This window comes from Methylococcus mesophilus (genome assembly GCF_026247885.1).
GTDB classification, from domain to species: domain Bacteria; phylum Pseudomonadota; class Gammaproteobacteria; order Methylococcales; family Methylococcaceae; genus Methylococcus; species Methylococcus mesophilus.
The window spans coordinates 808,175-828,563 of record NZ_CP110921.1 but is presented as its reverse complement, the minus strand read 5'-3'; the positions used below and the strand labels follow the sequence as shown (position 1 = coordinate 828,563).

Below are 20,389 nucleotides of genomic sequence, written 5' to 3'. Positions count from 1 at the left end.
GCAGGTTACGGGGCCTCACCCTGAATCCCTCTCCCAGAGGGAGAGGGACTTTGCTCCCCTCTCCCTCTGGGACAAATCTGCCGGGAGCAGATTTGCCTTTATCCGAAGGGTGCCAGGGCACGACGCTTGGCATGAGAAGGGGAGGGGATGAGCGGATGGGATCATCTGGCGTACGGCTGCCAAGGCTTCCGGGTCGAGGTCGGCGGTGCGCCGGGCGCTGTGGCAGAGCGCGCCGCGGAAGCCGAGGTAATCGGGCTGGAGCGTGAGCAAATCGGGAATGTCGGCGCTGCGCAGCGAACCGGCCAGGCCGCACAGCAGACCCTGCTCCTGTGTTTCGTCCACGAAGCGTTCCAGGGTCGGACGATCGAGCAGCCCGGTCAGCGATCCTCGGGTCTTGTCCTGGGTGTCCAGCATGACGCCGGCGAAACCCGATTTTTTCAGCCGGGCGATCCAGTCGAAGTCCGGCAGATTGTCCGCGAACAGTACGGCGACCAGCCGCGTGCCGCGGCTGGCCAGGTGCGAGAGGGTGACCAGGGTGGAGCCCCAGTCGCCGCCGCGGAACATGCCGATCTTGACGTAATCCACCCCGGTGGCCGCCATCTCCAGCACGGCGCGGCAGATCGGGTCCGGGTCCAGCGGCAGGTCGCCGATAGTGGCGCTGACCGGCACCGTGCCGCCCATTTCGGCCACGATCCGGCCCACTTCGTCCGCCGGCAGGGCGCCCAGGCTGCCGTGCTCAGGCGCCTTGAGATCGACGATGTCGACGCCCGTCTTCAGGGCGAGGCGCGCCTCGGCGAGGTTGCGGACGCTGGCGAGCATGCCGGTCATTCGATTTCCTCACGGCCGGTCTGATGCGCCTCAATGGCTTCCATCAGCCAGCTCCAGGCTTCCAGCTCACGCGGGCCGGCGGTCTTGTCCAGTCCGATGCGCAGATAATCCAGCTCCCGCTCGATCTTGCTCCAGGGCAGGAAGTGCAGGCGGCTGACGAGGATGGCGGCCTCCAGTACGGCGAACTGGGCGCGGTTGAAGCCGCGGAACGGCGCGTGGTTGGCCTCGTGCACCACGCGGAAGTAGAGGCGCGGCCGTTCCGGATCGTCCTCTACCCGGCTCAGTTCGAGCTCGGCATGCGCCAGGACACCATCCAGACGCTGGCCGGCGACGCGTTCGGCCGGAACCAGCGGCCAGTCGCGGCGGCCGGTCAGACAGCCGGCGAAGATGCGGACGTCGTCGCTGTAATTGATCACGGCGCAGCCGGAAGCTAGTATGTTGTCCAGGGTCCGGGAGGGCCGAAACGGCATGACGAGGTATTGAGCTTCGTTGCTCTTCGAGTCGGTGTTCAGCACGTGGATGCCCATGGGGGCGATGTGCGCGGCCTCTCCGGCGGCGGCCGTGGTCACCACGGTTTCGCGGATCATGGTTCAGTCACCCGTCGGTTTGGCCAGCGTGGTGCCGGCCGGTTTATAGGCGTGCGGGTCGACCGCGGATTCAGCTCCGCTGCTCTTCGAGTCAGCTCCGCTGCTCTTCGAGTCCTGCGTATCGACGGCGCAGCCCCAATCCAGGGCTTCGTCCTGGGCATAGCGTTTTCCGAGCTGCCAGGCGATCTGAGCGCGGGCCAGTTCCACCCCGAGATAGAAGGCGTGTCCGCCGTCGTGTTCCACGCTCAGTGAGGGATAGAGCTGGAACGGATCGGTGGCGCTGTGGAAGCCGTCCCGGTTGAAGATGTGCACGCCCTCGGCGCTGATCTGTATCCGGTAGCTGGGGTCGCGGATGGCTTCGGCAAGCTCCCGGATCTCCGCTTCACTGTAGGGATAAGGAGCGCGTTCGTGCAGGGCCATCAGGCCGTCCCCCATGTGCTTGGGCAGCGCGTTGAGTTCCCGGGCCGCGTGCATGATCCGCCGCGCCAGATCGGCTTCGGCCACGGCCCGCCGCGCATGCTTGCTGACCTGGGTCGCCAGGATGGCGCGTATGCCCAGCTCCGAGCACACGCCGAGCAGCATGGCGTTGATGCCGGCGGTGTCGGCGTGGGTCAGTTCGGTGAGGTTGCCAACGCCCATCATGATCTCGACATCCGGGTGGCGGCGGCGGGTTTCGTGGTAGCGCACCAGGGAATCCGCGAAGCCGAAATGGATGGGGTCGAGGATGGGGTCGACCAGGAACGGTTTGCCGCGGGTTCGCATGCCGGCGATGGCGCGGTCGAGCGAATCCAGATCGCCATGCCTGGCGGGGATCAGGACGGGGATGGCGGGGACCTGGTCGGCGACCCACAGCGAGTCTTCGTGCAGGCTGAGCAGATAATCGGCGCCGGCTCTGCCGCCCTGCACCAGATCGTCGGTTTCCAGCGAATCCACGCTGACCCGGAACCCTCCCGCCTTGAGCGCGGCGATCGCTGCTTCGAGATGGGGAAACGGCGTGGCGGGGAGGCAACCGATGTCGATGACGTCCGCGCCGTGGTTGCGGTAGTCGGCGGCCTGGCGGAGGATTCCGTCCACGTCCAGGTTGGGGGCGTCCACGATCTCGGCGAAGATTCTTAGGTCGTAGCGGCTGAGATCCGGCTTCCTGGCCGCCCGGCCGAAGAATTCCGGCAGGTCGCGCAGTTCCTCCGGCCCGCGTTCCACCGGCAGTCCCAGGTCCTGGGACAGAGTTTCGAGGTCGCCGCGGCAGCGGCCCGGCACCAGGATGCGGTCGGCGCCATAGGTATCCTTCAGCCGCCGGCGGATCATGTCCGCGGTCATCAGCGCGGCCACGCTGAGGCCGAGCTGGTGCACCGTGTACGCGAATTCCGGCGCCATTTCCTCGAGTATCCGGTGCAACTGCTTTTCAGCCAGCTTGCCGGTGAGGAACAGGATGTGTTCCGCCATGGGTGGGTGCGGGAATGTCCGGGATGGGTGCGAGGGGGAGGAAGTATAGCAAAGCGGCCGCGCCGGTCCGTCTGTCGGCGCCTAAAGTTCGAACGGCGGAGGGTGGCGCAGAAAATCCTCGAATTCTCCAGGCGGCAGCGGCGGGCTGATCAGATAGCCCTGCGCCTGGTCGCAGCCCAGAGTCTTGAAGCAATCCAATTGCGCCTGGGTTTCTATGCCTTCGACGGTGCAGGTCAGTTCCAGGCTCTTGGCGAGGGAGACGATGGCTCGGGAAATCGACAGGTTGTTGCAGTCGTCTGCGCCCCAGGGGACGAACTCTCGCGCCACCTTGAGATGGCTCAGGGGCAGCCGGCGCAGGTAGCTCAACGAAGAATAGCCGGTGCCGAAATCGTCCATCGAGAAACTGACGCCGGTGCGCTTGAGTTCCAGCAGCGTCCTTACGACCGTATCCACGTCCTGCAGGAGCAACCGCTCGGTCAATTCGAGTTCCAGAAGGGCCGGATCCACGCAGGTCTCGGCGAGAGAATCCGCGATCAGCCGGACGAAATTCGGTTCGCCGAACTGGCGGGCGGAGATGTTCACCGCGATGCGGACCGGCGTCAGGCCCGACTGCTGCCATTCGGCGATCCTGCGGCAGGCGGTTCGGATGGCCCATTCGCCCAGCGGGACGATCAGGCCGCTGTCCTCGGCCACCTGGATGAATTCGTCCGCGGGCACCCGGCCCAGTTCGTGGTTGTTCCAGCGCGCCAGCGCTTCGGCGCCGGTGATGGCGCCGCTTTGCAGGTTCATCTGGGGCTGGAAGGCGAGATCCAGCTCGCCGTTCTCCAAGGCTTTCCGCAACCGGGTTTCGATCGACAGCAGCCGGTTCGCCCGGCGGTTGAGATCGGGGGTAAAGAATTCGTAGTTGCCCCGGCCTTTTTCCTTGGCCAGGAACATCGCGGCGTCGGCGCTGCGGAGCAGCCCGTCGGCGTCGCGGGAATCTTCGGGAAACAGGCTGATCCCACCGCTGAGACTGACGAACAGCTCATGGCGGTCCAGTACGACCGGCGCCTTGACGGCCTCGATGGCCGCCAGGGCGAAGCGCGAGGCGTAGCCGATGTCGTCGAGGTCTTCCATCAGGACGGCGAACTCGTCGCCTCCGATGCGCGCGAGGGTGTCCCGGGGACCCAGCCGCTCTTCAAGGCGCCGGCTGACCTCCAACAGGAGGCTGTCGCCCACGTCGTGGCCCAGGCTGTCGTTGACGAGTTTGAAGCGGTCGACGTCGAGAAACAGAAGCCCCAGCCGTTTGCCGCCCGACAGCGCCTGGGCGACGGCCTGCTCCAGCCGTTGCTGGAACCGGAGACGGTTCGGCAATTGGGTCAACGGATCGTAATACGCCAGATAATCGAGGTAGTGGCGGCTTTGCCGCAATTGGGCCTCGAAGCTGTTGCGTTCGGTGATGTCGTTGTTGACTTCGACGATGGCGCGAGGCGTGCCTTCGGCATCCCGGTAAAGTTCCCAGTGGGTGGCCACGGTTCTTTCCCTGCCTTGCCGGTCGACATGGGTGAGTTCGCCTTTCCAATAACCGTCCGCGAGTATCTGCTGGCGGATCGTGGCCAGCGGAAGGGGAAAACGGCTGTTCAGCAATTCGTGGGAGGTGCGGCCGAGCGCCTCGTCCTTGTTCCAGCCATAGAACTTTTCGGCGTAGGCATTCCAGAAGACGATGCGGTCGTCCAGATCACGCGCCAGGACATGGGCGTGTTTCAGCAGCTCCGCCTGCTGGCGCAGTTCCGCAGCTTGCGCGATCAATTCCTGCTCCGCTTGCTTCAGCGACGTCACTTCGCCGAAGGTGATCACCAGGCCTTCCACGCAGCAGTTGTCCCGCGACCGGTAGGGCAGGACCTTGCGAAGATACCAGGCTCCCTGGTGGTCGAGAATTTCCCGGCTCTTGGAACCTTCGCCCCTGAGCACGCCCGCCGCGTCGCCGAACAGTTCGCCGTCTTCGAAGTGGTGGACGATGTCGGCGAAAGGCCGGCCGATGTCGCTCGGGATGAGGTGCATCAGACGGTTGCAGGCGGGAGTATAGCGGCGGATGTTGAGGCTACGGTCGAGGAACAGGGTCGCCAAGTCGGTGCCGACCAGGAGATTGTTGAGGTCGTTGCCGGTGGCTTCCAGTTCGCCGACCTTGGCGTCAAGCATGGTGTTGGTGGCGGTGAGTTCGGCATTGAGCGATTGCAGTTCTTCCCGCGAGCTTTCCAGTTCTTCGTTGGCCGACTGGAGCTCCTCGTTCATGGCCATGATTTCTTCGTTCGATGCCCGCAGTTCATCGTTGGTATGGCGGGTCTTCTCGATGGTGCGCCGCAGATCCTCCCGGGTCGCCGCGAGTTCCCGTTCGAGCTGCTGCAGCAGCCAGCCGTCGTCCCCGTTCTTGGCTGCCGCCGTCGAAACCGGGCCGGCCAGCGCTTCCGCTTCCAGCCCGATCAGAAGCAGATCGGAGACTTGGCCATCGGCGATCGGGGTGACCGTGATTCGGACCGCCTCCGGTATCGGGGAGGCGGGGCCGCCACCCGTTGCTACGGTGCCGACCTTTCTGCCCTCCCGCAGGCACAGATCCAGCGAAGAGCGCAGCATGGCGCGCAAGGGGGGTTTGACAAGCTTGAACAGGTCGAGGGTGGGCTCTCCGGGCGGCAGCTCCAGGTACGATTGAGTATTTCCGCTGATGTAGACGACTTCATGCCTCTCATTCGCCACGATCAGGGTGGGGGCGTGGCGTTCGAGCAGTCCGCGGTAGAGCCTTTCCTGGATTTCATGGCCGTCCGGATCGGTGGTCAGAATCCTTCCGTCCGCGATGCGAGCCGTGGTGGCCGGAGCAAACAGCGGCAGGCTCGGCCGTACGGCCACCGCCGCGTCGTTGCGCCGGAATATCCGCCAGGGCTTCGAAATCTCGTCAAACAGGTGGGCGGTGTCGCCGAGGCTTTCCGAACTGCCCAGAAACAGGTGGCCGCCGGGATTGAGAATGAAATGGAAGATTTCGAGCAGCTTTTCCTGGGTCTTTGGGTTCAGGTAGATCAGGACGTTGCGGCATACCACCAGGTCGAGCTTGGAAAACGGCGGGTCGCTGATCAGATTGTGGGGCGCGAAGACGATAGTTTCCCTTATCTGTTTGGCGATGCGGTATCCCGTCCCCTCCCGGACGAAGTAACGCTTCAGCCGCGCTTCGCAAACGCCCGCCAGCGAAGCTTCGGAATACATGCCATGGCGGGCGACTTCCAGTGCATCGGCGTCGATGTCGGTTGCGAATATCTGCAGGCGCGTCTGCCGCCCGTTCCGCTCGAATCCTTCGGTCAGAAGGATGGCGATCGAATAGGCTTCCTCGCCGGTGGAGCAACCGGCTATCCAGCAGCGGACCGGCCGGTCCGCTCGCTCTCCATCGCAAATCGCCGGAACGACGGCGGTTTCCAGCAGAGCGAAGGCCTCGGCATCGCGAAAAAAGGCGGTAACCCCGATCAGCAGATCTTGGGCCAGCCGGTCGAGCTCGTTCACGTCGGTCTCGAGCAGTTTCAGGTAATCGCCCGTGCCCTCGACGCGGGCGACGCCCATGCGGCGTTCGATGCGGCGCACCAGTGGCGGGGGTTTGTAGGCACGTAGATCGGCTCCGGTACGGCTGCGTACCAGATCGAGGATCGCGTCCAGGGTTCCGGAGCCGGTCTCCGCCTCGCTGCGCGCCCAGTCGCCGATGGTCCGAGCGATGGCCTCCGGAGCGAAATCCGCGTTCTCGGCGCCGGCTTCGGACGGAGGTACCGCGAACACCAGGCCGCCGGAGCGTTCGACGACGCCTGCGAGCGCGCGTTCCCGATCCGTGGCGCCGGGAGGGAATACGACGGCGGTCTGTCCGTGGCGGTCGGGTGGGAGAGATTGCACGAAATGGCCGACCGGATGGCCGGCCAAAAGGCGGCTGCCCAGCCTGATCAGTCCGCCGTCGACGGAGAGGTGTTTCCCGGCAGGCGGGAGGTATGCGTGTGCCGGCAGAACGGCGGCGCCGGCTTCGGCGATCCCCACAGCCACGGGCAGAGGCGCTTCCGCCAGGCCCGCCAAGGCGTCTTCCGGCAAGGCGGGGAGGAAGAACGCAGCCCTGCAGTTTGGGGGAAGCGCCTCAAGAAACTTTCTTGCCGAATCTACCTTATTCCACGAAGCGACGACCAGCCGAACGGCGGACAGGCCCTCGCCGGCTTTTTCCCTGTCCTTGCTGTTGGCGTCCTCGACCATAGGGAACGTTTTTCAACGCAGCGACTTGAAGTATCGGATCAGGCCGTTGGTGGAGGCGTCATGCGTATCGACCGGGCCATCGCCGGGAAGCTCGGCAAGAATGGTTCTCGCCAGTTGCTTGCCGAGTTCCACGCCCATCTGGTCGAAGGAATTGATGTACCAGATCGCGCCCTGGGTGAATATCTTATGTTCGTACAAGGCGATCAGCATGCCCAGGGTGTGGGGGTCGAGGCGGCGATACAGGAAGCTGTTGGTCGGTTTGTTGCCGGGGAAAGTCTTGGCGGCGGCCAGCGCTCCGAGGCGTTCTGGGGTCAGATTGTCCGAGGCGATCTCCTGCCGGGCCTGGTCCGTAGTGCGTCCGCGCATCAGCGCTTCGGTCTGGGCCAGGAAATTGGAGATCAGGATGTCGTGGTGCTCGGCCAGGGGGTGATGGCTTTCGGCCGCGGCGAGGAAATCGCAGGGGACCAGCATGCTGCCCTGATGGAGCAGCTGGTAGAAAGCGTGCTGGCCGTTGGTGCCGGGCTGGCCGAAGATGACGGGACCGGTGGGGTAGGCCACCGCTCGGCCCTCGACGTCGACGGTCTTGCCGTTGCTTTCCATGTCGGCCTGCTGAAGATAGGCCGGCAGATCCTCCAGGTATTGATCGTACGGCAGCACGGCGTGGCTCTGGGCGCCGAAGAAATTGATGTACCAGATGCCCAGGAGGCCCATCAGCACCGGGATGTTGCGTTCGAAGGGGGCGGTGCGGAAATGCTCGTCGACGAAATGGGCGCCTTCGAGCATTTCCTCGAAGCGGTCCATGCCGACGCTCAGCGCAATCGGCAGGCCGATGGCCGACCACAGCGAATAGCGGCCGCCCACCCAGTCCCAGAACTCGAACATGTTGCGGGGGTCGATGCCGAACTCGGCGACCTTGATACGATTGGTCGAAATGGCGACGAAATGGCGGGCGATGGCATTCTCGTCCGGGATGCGCTCCAGGAACCAGGCGCGGGCCGAGCGGCCGTTGGTCATGGTTTCCTGGGTCGTGAACGTCTTGGACGCGACGACGAACAGTGTGGTTTCCGGATTCAGCGGCCGCAGGATCTCGATCAAGTCGGATTCGTCCACATTGGAGACGAAATGGGCGCGCAGGTCCGGGTCGGCGTAAGGCAGTAAGGCTTTGACCACCATCTTGGGGCCGAGGTCGGACCCCCCGATGCCGATGTTGACCACATCGGTGATGGTCTTGCCGGTCGCGCCGCGCCATTCTCCCGTGCGCACGGACTGGGAGAAGCGGCGCATGCGCTCGAGCACGCGGTTGACCTCGGGCATGACGTCCTTGCCGCCGACGAGAATCGGCCGGTTGGAGCGGTTGCGCAGGGCGATGTGGAGCACCGCCCGGTTCTCCGTGACGTTGATCCGCTCGCCTCCGAACATGGCGTCGATCTTTTCGCGCAGGCCGGCCTCCCCGGCGAGCCGAACCAGCGCATCGACGGTTTCCCGGGTGATCCGGTTCTTCGAATAATCGAACAGCAGATCGCCGATCCGGACGGAAAAAGCGTCGAAACGCCCAGGATCGTCGGCGAACATGTCGCGCATGTGGCGCGGGGCGATGGTCTTGAAGTGTTCGGAAAGAGTCCGCCAGGCGGGAAGGTCGGTCGATTGTGGCATGGTTTCCTTATTATGGCGTCGCGCGAGCTCGTGGTTGCCGCTCATATATAAATGCTACTACAAGCGGCGGGGATGGGCGAAGCTCCGGCAGCGTTGGGTTTATAATGAGCCGCTTTGATCCTCGCAGCGGAAGACGTAATGAGTATTCAGCAAAAGCCCTGGGGAGGGCGGTTCGAGGAGGCGACGGACGCCTTCGTCGAGGCTTTCACCGCCTCGGTCGATTTCGACAAGCGGCTGGCGTCCCACGACATCCGGGGCTCGATTGCGCATGCCACCATGCTGGAGCGGCTGGGACTTTTGACCGGCGGGGAACTTCAGGCGGTCGTCGGTGGTCTGGAAGCCATAGGTGCGGAAATCGAGGCCGGGGAATTCCCCTGGTCGGTGCGCCTCGAGGACGTACACATGAACATCGAAGCCCGTCTCACGGAGCGGATCGGCGAGGCCGGCAAGAAGCTGCATACCGGGCGTTCCCGCAACGATCAGGTCGCTACCGACGTGCGGCTGTACCTGCGCGCCGAAATTGACCGCATCTGCGGCCTCATCCTGCGCCTGCAGACCGCACTGGTGGACCTGGCCGAGCGCGAGGCCGACACCATCTTGCCGGGTTTCACTCATCTCCAGGTGGCACAGCCGATCACCTTCGGCCATCACATGATGGCTTGGTACGAAATGCTGTCGCGCGATTACGACCGCCTGCGCGATTGCCGCAAGCGGGTCAACGTCATGCCGCTGGGGGCGGCGGCCCTGGCCGGTTCCAGCTTTCCGCTGGACCGCGACTATACCGCGGCCTTGCTCGACTTCTCCCGGCCGGCGGCGAATTCGCTGGACGCCGTCAGCGACCGCGATTTCGCCATCGAGTTCGCCGCCTGCGCCAGCCTGGTGCTGATGCATCTCTCGCGCTTTTCCGAGGAGCTGATTCTGTGGACCTCCGCCCAGTTCGGCTTCATCGATCTGCCCGACGCGTTCTGCACCGGCTCCTCGATCATGCCGCAGAAGAAAAATCCCGACGTGCCCGAGCTCATCCGCGGCAAGAGCGCGCGGGTGTTCGGCCATCTGTTTGCCTTGCTGACCCTGATGAAGAGCCAGCCACTCGCCTACAACAAGGATAACCAGGAGGACAAGGAGCCGCTGTTCGACACGGTCGATACCTTGTCCGGTTGTCTCCGTGCCTTCGCCGACATGATGCCGCACGTGCGGCCGAACCGGCCGGCCATGTACGCCTCGGCCCGCAAGGGCTATGCGACTGCCACCGATCTGGCCGACTACCTGGTCCGGTGCGGTACGGCGTTCCGCGATGCCCACGAGGTCGTGGGCAAGGCCGTCCGTTTAGGGATAGACACCGGCCGCGACCTGGCGGATATCCCGCTGGAGGAGCTTCGATCCCTGTCGGCCGCCATCGGGCCGGACGTCTATGCGGTCCTGACGCTGGAGGGTTCGGTGGCGGCGCGTTCGCACGTGGGCGGCACCGCGCCGGACTGCGTGAAACGGGCCGTGGCCGACGCGCGGGTTCGCCTGGCCGCCCTGCAGGAGAGCTGATGGCCGGCGAAAGCTGCAATACCCTGGTCGACCTGATGCGCCATGGCGAGCCCGCCGGCGGCAGCCGCTACCGCGGCCAGATCGACGACCCGCTCAGCGCCGTGGGCTGGGATCAGATGTGGCGTGCGCTGGGGCGGCATTGTCCGTGGGATGTCATCGTCACCTCCCCGCTGTTGCGCTGTCAGGCCTTTGCCGAGGTTTTCAGCGAACGCCACCAGCGCCCGCTGGAAATCGAGCCGCGCTTCAAGGAGCTCGGTTTCGGTGCGTGGCAGGGCAAGACCCGGGAAGAAATCGCCACCGAATACGATCCCGGTGTGCTGCAGCGCTTCTATCGCGATCCCCTGAACCATCGTCCGGAAAACGCGGAAGGCCTGGGCGATTTCCGCAGCCGCGTCATCGCGGGCTGGAAAGACATGCTGGAACGGCATCTCGGCAAACACATCCTGGTCGTCTGCCATGCCGGGACGGTCCGGATGGTGATCTCGCATGTGCTCGACGTTCCGCTTGCCAACCTGTTCCACATCAAAGTAGCCAACGCGGGCATCACGCGCATCGAGTGCATCGAGCAGGGTGACGAATTCCTGTCCCAGCTGGTGTTCCACGGCGGGACGCCGGCCGCGTGAACCGCCCCCCGGAGGGATTATCCGGTCGCCGGCGGAAGGCGGGTAACCAGAATCTTGTCGACCCGGTTGCGGTCCATGTCCACGACCTCGAACCGCAGATCCTCGAATTCGAAGGTATCGGTCACCTTCGGCACGTTGCCCAGCCGCAGCATGACGAAGCCGGCCATGGTATGGAAATTGCCGCTTTCTTCCTCCGGCAGAGCGTCTAGTTCGAACAGCTGCTTGAACCGGTCGATGTCGAGCATGCCGTCGACCAGCCAGGAGCCGTCCTCGCGCTGCGAGACCTGAGGTTCTTCTTCCGCGGTTTCGGAGGCGATGGCACCGACGATCGCTTCCAGCACGTCGGTCAGCGTCACCAGGCCGGTCAGTTCGCCGTACTCATCCACGACCAGTGCCGTCTGCAGGTGCGATCGCTTGAAGTGCTCCAGCAATTGCATGAGCGACAGCGAGTTGGGGACGAAAAGCGCGCGGGTCACCAGTTCCGCCAGCTCCGGTTTCTCGCCGGCCAGCAGCCGGTTCAGCACATCCTTGGTTTTCACGAAGCCGACAACGTTGTCCACGCCGCCCCGGCACAGCGGGATGATCCAGTGCGGATGGTCGGTCAGGATGCCGCGGTTCGCCTCGTAGGACTTGGTGACGTCCAGGTAGACCACATCCTTGCGGGGCGTCATGATCGCGCCGACTTTGCGGCTGTCCAGCCTCAGGATGTTTTCCACCAGCTCCTGCTCGACTTCCTCGAACACGCCTTCCAGGATGCCTTGCTGCAGCAGCAGCTTGATCTCTTCCTCGGTGACCGAAGGCTGGCGAACCGGGCGGGCGCCCACGATCCGCAGCACGATGTCGGTGGAAATGCTCAGGAACTTGACCAGGGGGAGGGCGATCAGGGACAGGTAATGCATCGGCCGCGCCACGGCGGCTGCAATGGATTCGGCGTGGAGTAGGGCCAAGCGCTTGGGCACCAGTTCGCCGATGATCAGAGACAGATAGGTGATCGCGAAAACGGTGATGGTCAGGCTGATCTCGTGGGCGTACGGCGCCAGTTCCGGCATCGTCATCAACAGCGGCTCGATCTGGCTGGAAACCGAGGCTTCACCCAGGGCTCCGTTCAGCACGCCGATCGTGGTGATGCCGACCTGAACGGTGGAGAGAAACCGCGAAGGCTGCGCCGCGAGCTCGAGGGCGCGGACTTCGCCGGCACCGCCCTTGTCGGCCTGTTGCTGGAGGCGGGACCTCCGGGCGGACACGATGGCCATTTCCGACATGGCGAACAGGCCGTTGACAAAGATAAGGAACAGAACCAATCCGATCTGGATCACTTTAAGGGGAGCGGGTAGTTGGAAAAACGGCAAAGACTCGGAGCGAGGCGGGATGCGGGCGCCTGGGTGGAAGTCATGGGTGTTCGCGATCCCCGGAAGGCCGGACGGAGGAATGCGAAATGACGAGGAGGCTCAGGAGTCGGAAAAAGTTCATGCCATGGGCACGAACTGGGGTATTCGTCGGACACGAGGCAGTCCGTCAGTCATCCGTCCGGCAGAACCGGCGGTTGGGATACGTTGAGGATTCGAGCATGGTTATCGGTGAGAGGCTGGGATGCCCCGGTCGTTAGCGTAGCGGGGTCGTGAGTTCGATTCAACTGTTTTTACGCGCATTCGGGCGAAGCTGGCGGGCCGAAACTTGTTGTAAGGAAGGGGGCGTTTGTTCTAAGTTAGGCGCCAGCCAACAATACTGGAGGGGAGGCGGTTCATGGTGGCGCGGAATGCTTTTTACGCCCAATCCGGCGGTGTGACCGCCGTTATCAATGCATCGGCCTGCGGAGTACTGGAAACCGCCAGGCAGTTTCCCGACCGCATCGGTACCGTCTATGCCGGGCGCAACGGCATCGTCGGCGCCCTGACCGAAGACCTGATCGATACCGGCCAGGAAAGCGCCGAAGCCATCGCCGCACTGCGCCACACGCCATCCGGGGCTTTCGGTTCTTGCCGTTACAAGCTCAAGGGGCTGGAGGAAAACCGGGCTCAGTACGAGCGGCTGATCGAGGTATTCCGCGCCCACGACATCGGCTATTTCTTCTACAACGGTGGGGGGGACTCGGCCGATACCTGCCTGAAGGTCTCCCAACTCTCCGAAAAGCTGGGTTATCCCCTGCAGGCCGTCCATATCCCGAAAACGGTGGACAACGATCTGCCGATCACCGACTGCTGTCCGGGCTTCGGTTCGGTCGCCAAGTACATTGCCGTCTCGGTGCGCGAGGCGAGTTTCGACGTGCGCTCCATGGCGGCCACTTCCACCTGCATCTTCGTGCTCGAGGTCATGGGGCGGCACGCGGGCTGGATCGCCGCGGCGGGTGGCCTGGCGAGCGACGCGCGGCACGAGTTGCCGCTGATCATCCTGTTTCCCGAGCAAGTATTCGACCCGGAACGGTTTCTGCGCGCAGTGGACGAGAAGGTCCGTACCACCGGCTATTGTTCGATCGTGGTGTCGGAGGGCATTAAGGACGCCGACGGCAGGTTCGTCGCCGAATCCGGCAGCCGGGACGTGTTCGGCCATGCCCAACTCGGCGGGGTGGCGCCGGTCGTCGCCGGTATGATCAAGGAACGCCTGGGCTACAAGTACCACTGGGCCGTCGCCGATTATTTGCAGCGCGCCGCGCGCCACGTCGCTTCGCGCACCGATGTCGAGCAGGCCTATGCTCTGGGAAAGGCCGGTGTCGAAATGGCTCTGAAAGGGCACAATGCCGTGATGCCGGCCATCATACGGACCTCCGATTCGCCTTACCGCTGGGAAATTAGCGCCGCCAATCTGGCGGAAGTGGCCAACGTCGAGAAGAAGATGCCCCTCGAATTCATCAGTGCCGACGGCTTCGGGATTACCGGAGACTGCCGCAGATACCTGCAGCCGCTGATCGAAGGCGAGGATTACCCCCCCTACGCCGGGGGCTTGCCGGACTATGTGACATTGAGGAATGTCGCCGTCCCGAAGAAACTGGCTACGTCGTTCAGCGTCTGAATTCCTCTTTTTTTGTAACACCAACAACAACGTTCGAGGAGTATCGCTATGGCTTGCTCGGTTCTGTCCTGCGCCCGGGAGGGGCTGTGTTGTTTGATGCGCAACCCCCGGACCAAGGCGATCACCTTGGCGGGGCTCGCGGAATTTCTCGCGATCGGCCTGCTGGTCGACTGGGGAACCGCATTCGCTTTTACCGCTGCGCTGTCTGCGCTGCTCTATGGCATTCTCTCCATCGGCTGGGTCAATGCCCAGCCCGCCGGCAACGAGCGGATGGTAGACATCGCCGCGGCGATACAACAGGGCGCCCAGGCCTACCTTAATCGGCAGTATCGGACCATCGCGATAGTCGGTTGGCTGCTGTTCTTCGTCATCGGAGCCTTTCTGGGATGGACCATCGCTTTCGGGTTCGTCATCGGTGCTGCGCTCTCCGGCGCGGCGGGCTATATCGGCATGAACATCTCGGTCCGCGCCAACTCGCGGACCGCGCAGGCAGCCATGACCGGCATGGATGAGGCTTTTTCCATGGCGTTCCGCGGCGGCGCCATCACGGGAATGCTGGTGGTTGGGCTCGGCTTGCTCGGGGTGGCCGGCTATTACGCGCTGCTGAAGTCGGCCGGCGCGAGCGATCCGCTCCATGCCCTGGTGGGGTTGGCGTTCGGCGGTTCGCTGATCTCGATCTTCGCGCGTCTGGGCGGTGGCATCTTCACCAAGGGCGCCGACGTGGGCGCGGACCTGGTCGGCAAGGTCGAGGCGGGGATTCCCGAAGACGATCCGCGCAATCCGGCCGTGATCGCCGACAACGTCGGCGACAACGTCGGCGACTGCGCGGGCATGGCGGCCGACCTGTTCGAAACCTACGCCGTGACCATCGTTGCCACCATGCTGCTGGGAGGGCTCCTGACCGGGGGAAGCGAAGCGGCCATCGTGTACCCCCTGGTGCTGGGCGGCATTTCCATCGTCGCCTCGATCATCGGGACCTTCTTCGTCCGGATCACGCCGGGCAAGAAGATCATGAGCGGGCTGTACAAGGGCGTGATCGTGTCGGGGGGGCTCGCGGCCGTGGCCTTCCTGCCGATCACCGGCTTCATGTTCGGCGGCGGCGTCAGTCTCGGCGGCACCGACGTGTCCTGGTTCGGCCTGTTCTTCGCCGCCCTGATCGGCCTGGGCCTGACCGGGCTGATGGTGGTGATCACCGAGTACTACACCGCTACCGAATTCGCGCCGGTACGCCATATCGCCGAAGCCTCCACCACCGGCCACGGCACCAACATCATCGCCGGCCTCGGGGTATCGATGAAAGCGACGGCAGCGCCGGTGCTGGCGGTCTGCGCCAGCATCTGGGGCGCCTACGAACTGGCGGGACTGTATGGCATCGCGGTGGCGGCCACCTCGATGCTGTCCCTGACCGGGATGATCGTCGCGCTGGATGCCTATGGCCCGATCACCGACAACGCCGGCGGCATCGCCGAGATGGCCGAGCTGCCGGATTCGGTCCGGGCGATCACCGACCCGCTGGACGCCGTGGGCAACACGACCAAGGCGGTGACCAAGGGCTATGCGATCGGATCGGCGGGGCTGGCGGCGCTGGTGCTGTTCGCCGACTACACCCATGCCTTGGGCGGCAACGTGAACTTCGACCTGTCGAACCACATGGTCATCATCGGCCTCTTCATCGGCGGCATGGTGCCCTACCTGTTCGGCGCGCTGGCCATGGAGGCCGTGGGCCGGGCCGCCGGCGGCATCGTCAACGAAGTGCGCCGGCAGTTCCGGGAGATTCCGGGGATCATGCAGCATACCGCCAAGCCCGATTACTCGAAGGCGGTCGACATGCTGACCCAGGCGGCGATCAAGGAGATGGTCGTGCCTTCCTTGCTGCCAGTGGCGATTCCGGTCGTCGTGGGGCTGCTGCTCGGCAAGGAGGCGCTGGGCGGCGTGCTGATCGGCACCATCGTCACCGGCTTGTTCGTCGCCATCTCGATGACGACCGGTGGCGGCGCCTGGGACAACGCGAAGAAATACATCGAGGACGGTAACTTCGGCGGCAAGGGATCGGAGGCGCACAAGGCGGCGGTGACCGGCGACACCGTCGGCGATCCGTACAAGGATACTGCGGGCCCGGCGGTGAATCCGATGATCAAGATCATCAACATCGTAGCCCTGTTGATCGTACCCCTGCTCTAAACCCCCGCTTGTCTCCCTCCCCCTCCGGGACAAATCCGCCGGGAGCGGATTTGGTCGGGCTTGGCCCGCCCGGAGGGTTCCGGGCAGGAAAGCCCGGAAACATTGGGACGGTGGGGTGAGGGCCGAGGCCAACTCCCTGTATATTCCCTCCTTCGATACTCCCCCCAGAGATTCCCGGCGGCCAACCAAGCCGTCGCCTGAGCGGTTTGCAGGATTCAAACCGAATTCGAGGTAATGCAATGACCAACCCTTTGCTGGAAGACTATGAACTGCCGCCGTTCTCGCGCATCGAAGCGAGCCATGTAGTGCCGGCGGTTCAACAAATCCTGGCCGAAAGCCGGGCCGCGGTGGACGCTCTGCTCGGGCGCGGCGGGCCGTTCACCTGGTCCGGTCTGGTGGAACCGCTGGATGATCTCGATGACCGCCTGAACAAGGCCTGGTCGCCGGTCGGGCATCTGAACTCCGTGATGAACAGTGAGGCTTTGCGGGAAGCCTACAATGCCAGTCTGCCCCTGTTGAGCGAATATGCCACCGAAATGGGCCAGAATGCGGCGCTATATGCCGCGTTCCGGGAAATCGCCGAAGGCGTGGAATTTGCCCGGCTCGACACCGCACAGCGCAAGATCGTCGACAACGCCCTGCGCGATTTCCGCCTTTCCGGGGTTGCTCTGGAAGGCGAGAGCAAGGCGCGCTTCAAGGAAATCGCCCAGGAGCTGTCGCAACTGGGCAGCCGGTTTTCCGACAACGTGCTGGATGCCACCAAGGGCTGGACTCGCCATATCGAAGACGAGGCGCTGCTGGCCGGGCTGCCCGAAACCGACCTCGCCGTCGCCCGCCAGGCCGCAGAATCCGAAGGCAAGTCCGGCTGGGTTTTCGGCCTCGCCTTTCCGTCCTATATCGCGATCATGACCTATGCCGATGACCGGGCGCTGCGGGAAGAGTTCTACCGGGCTTATGCGACCCGCGCTTCGGAAACCGGGCCGCATGGCGGACGCTGGGACAACGGCGAGGTGATGGAGAAGGTCCTGGCCTTGCGTCACGAAGAGGCCGGTCTCTTGGGATTTTCCAACTACGCCGAATTGTCCCTGGCGACCAAGATGGCGGAGAGCCCGGAACAGGTGCTGAGTTTCCTGAACGATCTCGCCGAAAAGGCCATGCCCGTCGCCCGGCGCGACCTGGAGGAACTGCGGGAGTTCGCGCGGGGTCAGCATGGGATCGAGGCGCTTCAGTCCTGGGACGTAGCCTACTATTCCGAGAAGCTCCGCGAGCACAAATACGCGTTTTCCGAAGAGGAAGTGAAGGCGTATTTTCCCGCCGAACGCGCGGTTTCCGGCCTGTTCGCGGTGGTGCAGCGGCTGTACGGCCTGGATATCGAGCGTCGCGACGGTGTCGATGTCTGGCACCCGGACGTCCGCTACTACGAGATATTCGACCGGGCAGGCGAACTGCGGGGTGGGTTCTATCTCGACCTCTACGCCCGGCCCAGCAAGCGCGGCGGCGCCTGGATGGACGAATGCGTCAGCCGGCGCCGTCTCGGCGGGAGCATTCAGAGTCCGGTCGCCTACCTGACCTGCAATTTCACCCCCCCGGCCGGCGACGAACCCGCGCTGCTTCGGCATGACGACGTGGTGACGCTGTTCCACGAATTCGGCCACGGCCTGCACCATTTGCTCACCCGGGTCGAGCACCTCGGCGTGTCAGGTATTCGAGGCGTGGAATGGGATGCGGTGGAACTGCCCAGCCAGTTCATGGAGAACTTCTGCTGGGAACGCGAGGCGCTGGCACTGATCTCGGGTCATCACCGCACCGGCGAGCCTCTGCCCGACGCACTGCTGGCCAAGATGCTGGCGGCCAAAAACTTCCAGGCCGGCATGCAGACGGTCCGTCAATTGGAGTTCGCCCTGCTGGATTTCCGCATTCATCACGAATACGATCCGGCCCGAGGCGGGTGTGTCTATGAAATTCTCGACGACGTGCGGCGGCAGGTCTCGGTCATGCCGCCTCCGCCGTATAACCGCTTCCCGCACAGCTTCCAGCACGTCTTCGGCGGCGGCTATGCGGCCGGTTATTACAGCTACAAGTGGGCGGAAGTGCTGTCGAGCGATGCCTTTTCATTGTTCGAAGAGCGCGGCATCTTCGATCCGGACACCGGCCATGCCTTCCTCAGCAATGTGCTGGAACAGGGTGGGCGGCGCAGCGCGCTGGAGTCCTTCGTCGCCTTCCGCGGACGCGAGCCGGAAATCGAAGCCTTGTTGCGCCATAGCGGGATGCTCGCGTCCGCCGGTTAGGTCTTTTTGAGCTTCACGATCGACAAGGAGACGAATATGGTCGAATACCACAAGTACCAATGTTCCGCCTGCGGCTACATCTACGACGAAACCGAAGGCGATCCGGACGCGGGTCTTCCGCCCGGAACCCTTTTCGAGGACATTCCCGAAGGCTGGGGCTGTCCGGAGTGCGGCGTGGACAAGAGTTTCTTCGAACTGCTGGATTGAGCAGAAATCGGTATCCGCCGGCCGCGCGGCCGGCGGAATTCATGGATGTCAGTGGGCGGTTGTCGCCGATGCAGCGTCGAAGACCGAAAAAAGGTCATTGACCTGCGCATCCCGCTCGGCGACTGGAGCCAGCCCGTAGCGTTTTTCCAGAGTCGCCATAATCGAAGTGGTGTCGTATTGCGTGCTGTCGACTGAAAAGGCACGAGGCAGCAGCGGCGACACGATCAAGGCCGGGATTCGGTTGCCCGGTCCCCACTTGTCGTGCGGTCCGTTGTCGTTGCCCTGGCCCGGCGGCTGGACGTGGTCGTACTGGCCGCCGAATTCGTCGTAGGTCACGATGACCAGCGTATCCTTCGCGCAGGCGCTGTTTTCGATTGCCGAGAGCAGGACGACCAGATGGTCGCTGCCGATGGGCTCGCTGGAATAGCCCGGATGCTCGTTGCCTTCGCCGATGGGTTTCACGAAGCTCACCGATTTCAGCTTGCACTCCTTCTTCGAAGTCTGTGCCAGCTTGATGAACTCGATTTCATCCCGCAGGTGCTTCTTGCGGTTTTTCAGGCCGCTCTTGGTCTGGGCGCTGAAGCCGGCAAAGTAGTTGAACGGCTGGTGGTGGAACTGGAACCAGGTGTCCGGGCAGTTCGGGAAAGTCGAACCCTGGATGGTATGCGGGTCCGCGCAATTCGGCCCGAGTCCGTTGGTCCAGCCTGGCGCCCCAATGTTGCCGGCGGCATTGGACCAGCCGCCCGAATACCAGGCCCAGCTCACGCCGGCCGCCGAAAGCCGGTCGCCGATCGTCGGCGCGGTTTGAAGCGGCAGCATCTTGTAATCCTTGGTTCCCGGCTGGTAGGGCTGGTTGGTGGGCTGGGTGGTGTTGACCGCATAGTCTCCGCATACGACACCCGATGGCGTGGGGCCGCGATCCGGCGGCGGATTGCATGACGCGGTCAACTGAGCATCGTTGAGCGCATAGCTCGCCGGCGAGGTATAGAGCGGGTAGTTTGTCGGCATGCCGTTGCCGTCCACTACCGAGTGCAAATCCTTCTTGCTGCCGTCGTTCACCGCATTGGGCCAGATCGGCGTGGTCGCCGCGATCAGCCATTGGTGGTTCAGGAACGAGCCGCCGAAGGCCGCGTGGAAGAAGTTGTCCAGGATCGCATAGTTGGGATGACCGTCCTGGTGCAAGTAGCGGTAGATGGGGAGCTGTCTGGTGTCGTAATAGCCCATGGTCAGGCCGACGGCGTCGCTGCCGGTGACGTAGCGGTTCAGCTTGCCTCCGTTCAACTGGTAAATCTGCTGATAGTAGCGATGTACGATGTCCTCGGTGCAGCCGCCGTTGTAGCTGTCGCCCTGGTCATAGCCGCCGGTGCAGGTCGGGGCCGTAGCCGGAATATAGGTATCGATCGGAAATTCCGCGTTGGTGAATGCGCTGGCGATATCGTTCTCGGTATCGGTGCAGCTCACCGGTAGCGGCGACGGAGACGTCAGGCTGGGGTCGTTCTGCAGCAGGCAGCCATAGGGGGAGCCTGCCTGGTTGACCTGCGGAATATAGTTGGCCGGCGTGCGTCCGTTCACGCCTTCCCAGTCGCCGTACAGGTTGTCGAAGCTGTGATTTTCCTGATAGATGATGACGAACCGTTTGATTCTCTTCATCTCTTGGGATGGATGGGCATCGGCGAAAAGCGGCGCTAAACCGGTTGCCGCTAGGGCTACAGCAAGGGGTAGTTTGCGTGTGGTCGGCATATCAATGGCTCCTAGGATGTTATGGGTTTGTGTGGATGAAGCATTTATTAAC

General features: G+C 63.7%; 13 protein-coding genes. 6 read left to right on the top strand and 7 right to left on the bottom strand.

The genetic code is table 11. The annotated features are described in order from the left end of the window. Positions 1-15: 15 nt before the first annotated feature. The 5 genes from OOT43_RS03770 to pgi all read right to left on the bottom strand — a co-directional run bounded on the left by OOT43_RS03770 (position 16) and on the right by pgi (position 8,756). Complete coding sequence (locus OOT43_RS03770; RefSeq protein WP_266023376.1) at positions 16-828, bottom strand: (5-formylfuran-3-yl)methyl phosphate synthase; 813 nt, start codon at positions 826-828, stop codon at positions 16-18. Continuing rightward, positions 825-1,415: a DUF447 domain-containing protein gene (locus OOT43_RS03765; RefSeq protein WP_266023375.1), complete on the bottom strand. Its 591-nt coding sequence runs from the start codon at positions 1,413-1,415 to the stop codon at positions 825-827. The genes OOT43_RS03770 and OOT43_RS03765 overlap by 4 nt, the downstream gene beginning before the upstream one ends. A gap of 3 nt (positions 1,416-1,418) precedes the next feature. Continuing rightward, a complete protein-coding gene (locus tag OOT43_RS03760) occupies positions 1,419-2,858 on the bottom strand; it encodes a DUF6513 domain-containing protein (RefSeq protein ID WP_266023374.1) in 1,440 nt (479 codons plus the stop codon). A gap of 81 nt (positions 2,859-2,939) precedes the next feature. Next, positions 2,940-7,103 carry an EAL domain-containing protein gene (locus tag OOT43_RS03755; RefSeq protein ID WP_266023373.1) on the bottom strand — a complete coding sequence of 1,388 codons (4,164 nt, stop codon included), beginning with the start codon at positions 7,101-7,103 and terminating at the stop codon, positions 2,940-2,942. A gap of 12 nt (positions 7,104-7,115) precedes the next feature. Then, on the bottom strand, positions 7,116-8,756 hold the full coding sequence (pgi, locus tag OOT43_RS03750; protein WP_266023372.1) for a glucose-6-phosphate isomerase: 1,641 nt from the start codon (positions 8,754-8,756) through the stop codon (positions 7,116-7,118). A gap of 138 nt (positions 8,757-8,894) precedes the next feature. Between pgi and argH the strand changes: the two genes are divergently transcribed. Both argH and OOT43_RS03740 read left to right on the top strand, forming a co-directional pair. Next, positions 8,895-10,292, top strand: coding sequence for an argininosuccinate lyase (gene argH, locus OOT43_RS03745; protein ID WP_266023371.1), 1,398 nt, complete (start codon positions 8,895-8,897; stop codon positions 10,290-10,292). Further along, positions 10,292-10,915 (top strand): histidine phosphatase family protein, encoded by a 624-nt coding sequence (locus OOT43_RS03740; RefSeq protein WP_266023370.1) that lies wholly within the window; start codon positions 10,292-10,294, stop codon positions 10,913-10,915. Before argH ends, OOT43_RS03740 begins: the two co-directional genes overlap by 1 nt. Before the next feature lie 17 nt (positions 10,916-10,932). Here the strand turns inward: OOT43_RS03740 and OOT43_RS03735 are convergent, their stop codons facing one another. After that, entirely contained in the window at positions 10,933-12,231 is a 1,299-nt protein-coding gene (locus OOT43_RS03735) for a hemolysin family protein (protein WP_266023369.1), read from the bottom strand. 427 nt (positions 12,232-12,658) lie between these two features. Between OOT43_RS03735 and OOT43_RS03730 the strand changes: the two genes are divergently transcribed. The 4 genes from OOT43_RS03730 to OOT43_RS03715 all read left to right on the top strand — a co-directional run bounded on the left by OOT43_RS03730 (position 12,659) and on the right by OOT43_RS03715 (position 18,597). Beyond that, a complete protein-coding gene (locus tag OOT43_RS03730; RefSeq protein ID WP_266023368.1) occupies positions 12,659-13,921 on the top strand; it encodes a 6-phosphofructokinase in 1,263 nt (420 codons plus the stop codon). Positions 13,922-13,969: 48 nt separating this feature from the next. Beyond that, complete coding sequence (locus tag OOT43_RS03725; protein ID WP_266023366.1) at positions 13,970-16,102, top strand: sodium-translocating pyrophosphatase; 2,133 nt, start codon at positions 13,970-13,972, stop codon at positions 16,100-16,102. A 239-nt stretch (positions 16,103-16,341) separates the two neighbouring features. Beyond that, positions 16,342-18,390, top strand: a complete 2,049-nt coding sequence (gene prlC, locus OOT43_RS03720; RefSeq protein ID WP_266023365.1) for an oligopeptidase A — start codon at positions 16,342-16,344, stop codon at positions 18,388-18,390. Between the two features lie 36 nt (positions 18,391-18,426). Next, positions 18,427-18,597, top strand: a complete 171-nt coding sequence (locus OOT43_RS03715; RefSeq protein ID WP_266023363.1) for a rubredoxin — start codon at positions 18,427-18,429, stop codon at positions 18,595-18,597. Between the two features lie 48 nt (positions 18,598-18,645). Here the strand turns inward: OOT43_RS03715 and OOT43_RS03710 are convergent, their stop codons facing one another. Then, a complete protein-coding gene (locus OOT43_RS03710) occupies positions 18,646-20,247 on the bottom strand; it encodes an alkaline phosphatase family protein (protein ID WP_266023362.1) in 1,602 nt (533 codons plus the stop codon). Between the last annotated feature and the right edge of the window lie 142 nt (positions 20,248-20,389).

Coding starts and splice junctions, on each gene's coding strand:
- OOT43_RS03770 (WP_266023376.1), bottom strand. CDS start 828: ATGACCGGCATGCTCGCCAGCGTCCGCAACCTCGCCGAGGCGCGCCTC.
- OOT43_RS03765 (WP_266023375.1), bottom strand. CDS start 1,415: ATGATCCGCGAAACCGTGGTGACCACGGCCGCCGCCGGAGAGGCCGCG.
- OOT43_RS03760 (WP_266023374.1), bottom strand. CDS start 2,858: ATGGCGGAACACATCCTGTTCCTCACCGGCAAGCTGGCTGAAAAGCAG.
- OOT43_RS03755 (WP_266023373.1), bottom strand. CDS start 7,103: ATGGTCGAGGACGCCAACAGCAAGGACAGGGAAAAAGCCGGCGAGGGC.
- pgi (WP_266023372.1), bottom strand. CDS start 8,756: ATGCCACAATCGACCGACCTTCCCGCCTGGCGGACTCTTTCCGAACAC.
- argH (WP_266023371.1), top strand. CDS start 8,895: ATGAGTATTCAGCAAAAGCCCTGGGGAGGGCGGTTCGAGGAGGCGACG.
- OOT43_RS03740 (WP_266023370.1), top strand. CDS start 10,292: ATGGCCGGCGAAAGCTGCAATACCCTGGTCGACCTGATGCGCCATGGC.
- OOT43_RS03730 (WP_266023368.1), top strand. CDS start 12,659: ATGGTGGCGCGGAATGCTTTTTACGCCCAATCCGGCGGTGTGACCGCC.
- OOT43_RS03725 (WP_266023366.1), top strand. CDS start 13,970: ATGGCTTGCTCGGTTCTGTCCTGCGCCCGGGAGGGGCTGTGTTGTTTG.
- prlC (WP_266023365.1), top strand. CDS start 16,342: ATGACCAACCCTTTGCTGGAAGACTATGAACTGCCGCCGTTCTCGCGC.
- OOT43_RS03715 (WP_266023363.1), top strand. CDS start 18,427: ATGGTCGAATACCACAAGTACCAATGTTCCGCCTGCGGCTACATCTAC.
- OOT43_RS03710 (WP_266023362.1), bottom strand. CDS start 20,247: ATGAAGAGAATCAAACGGTTCGTCATCATCTATCAGGAAAATCACAGC.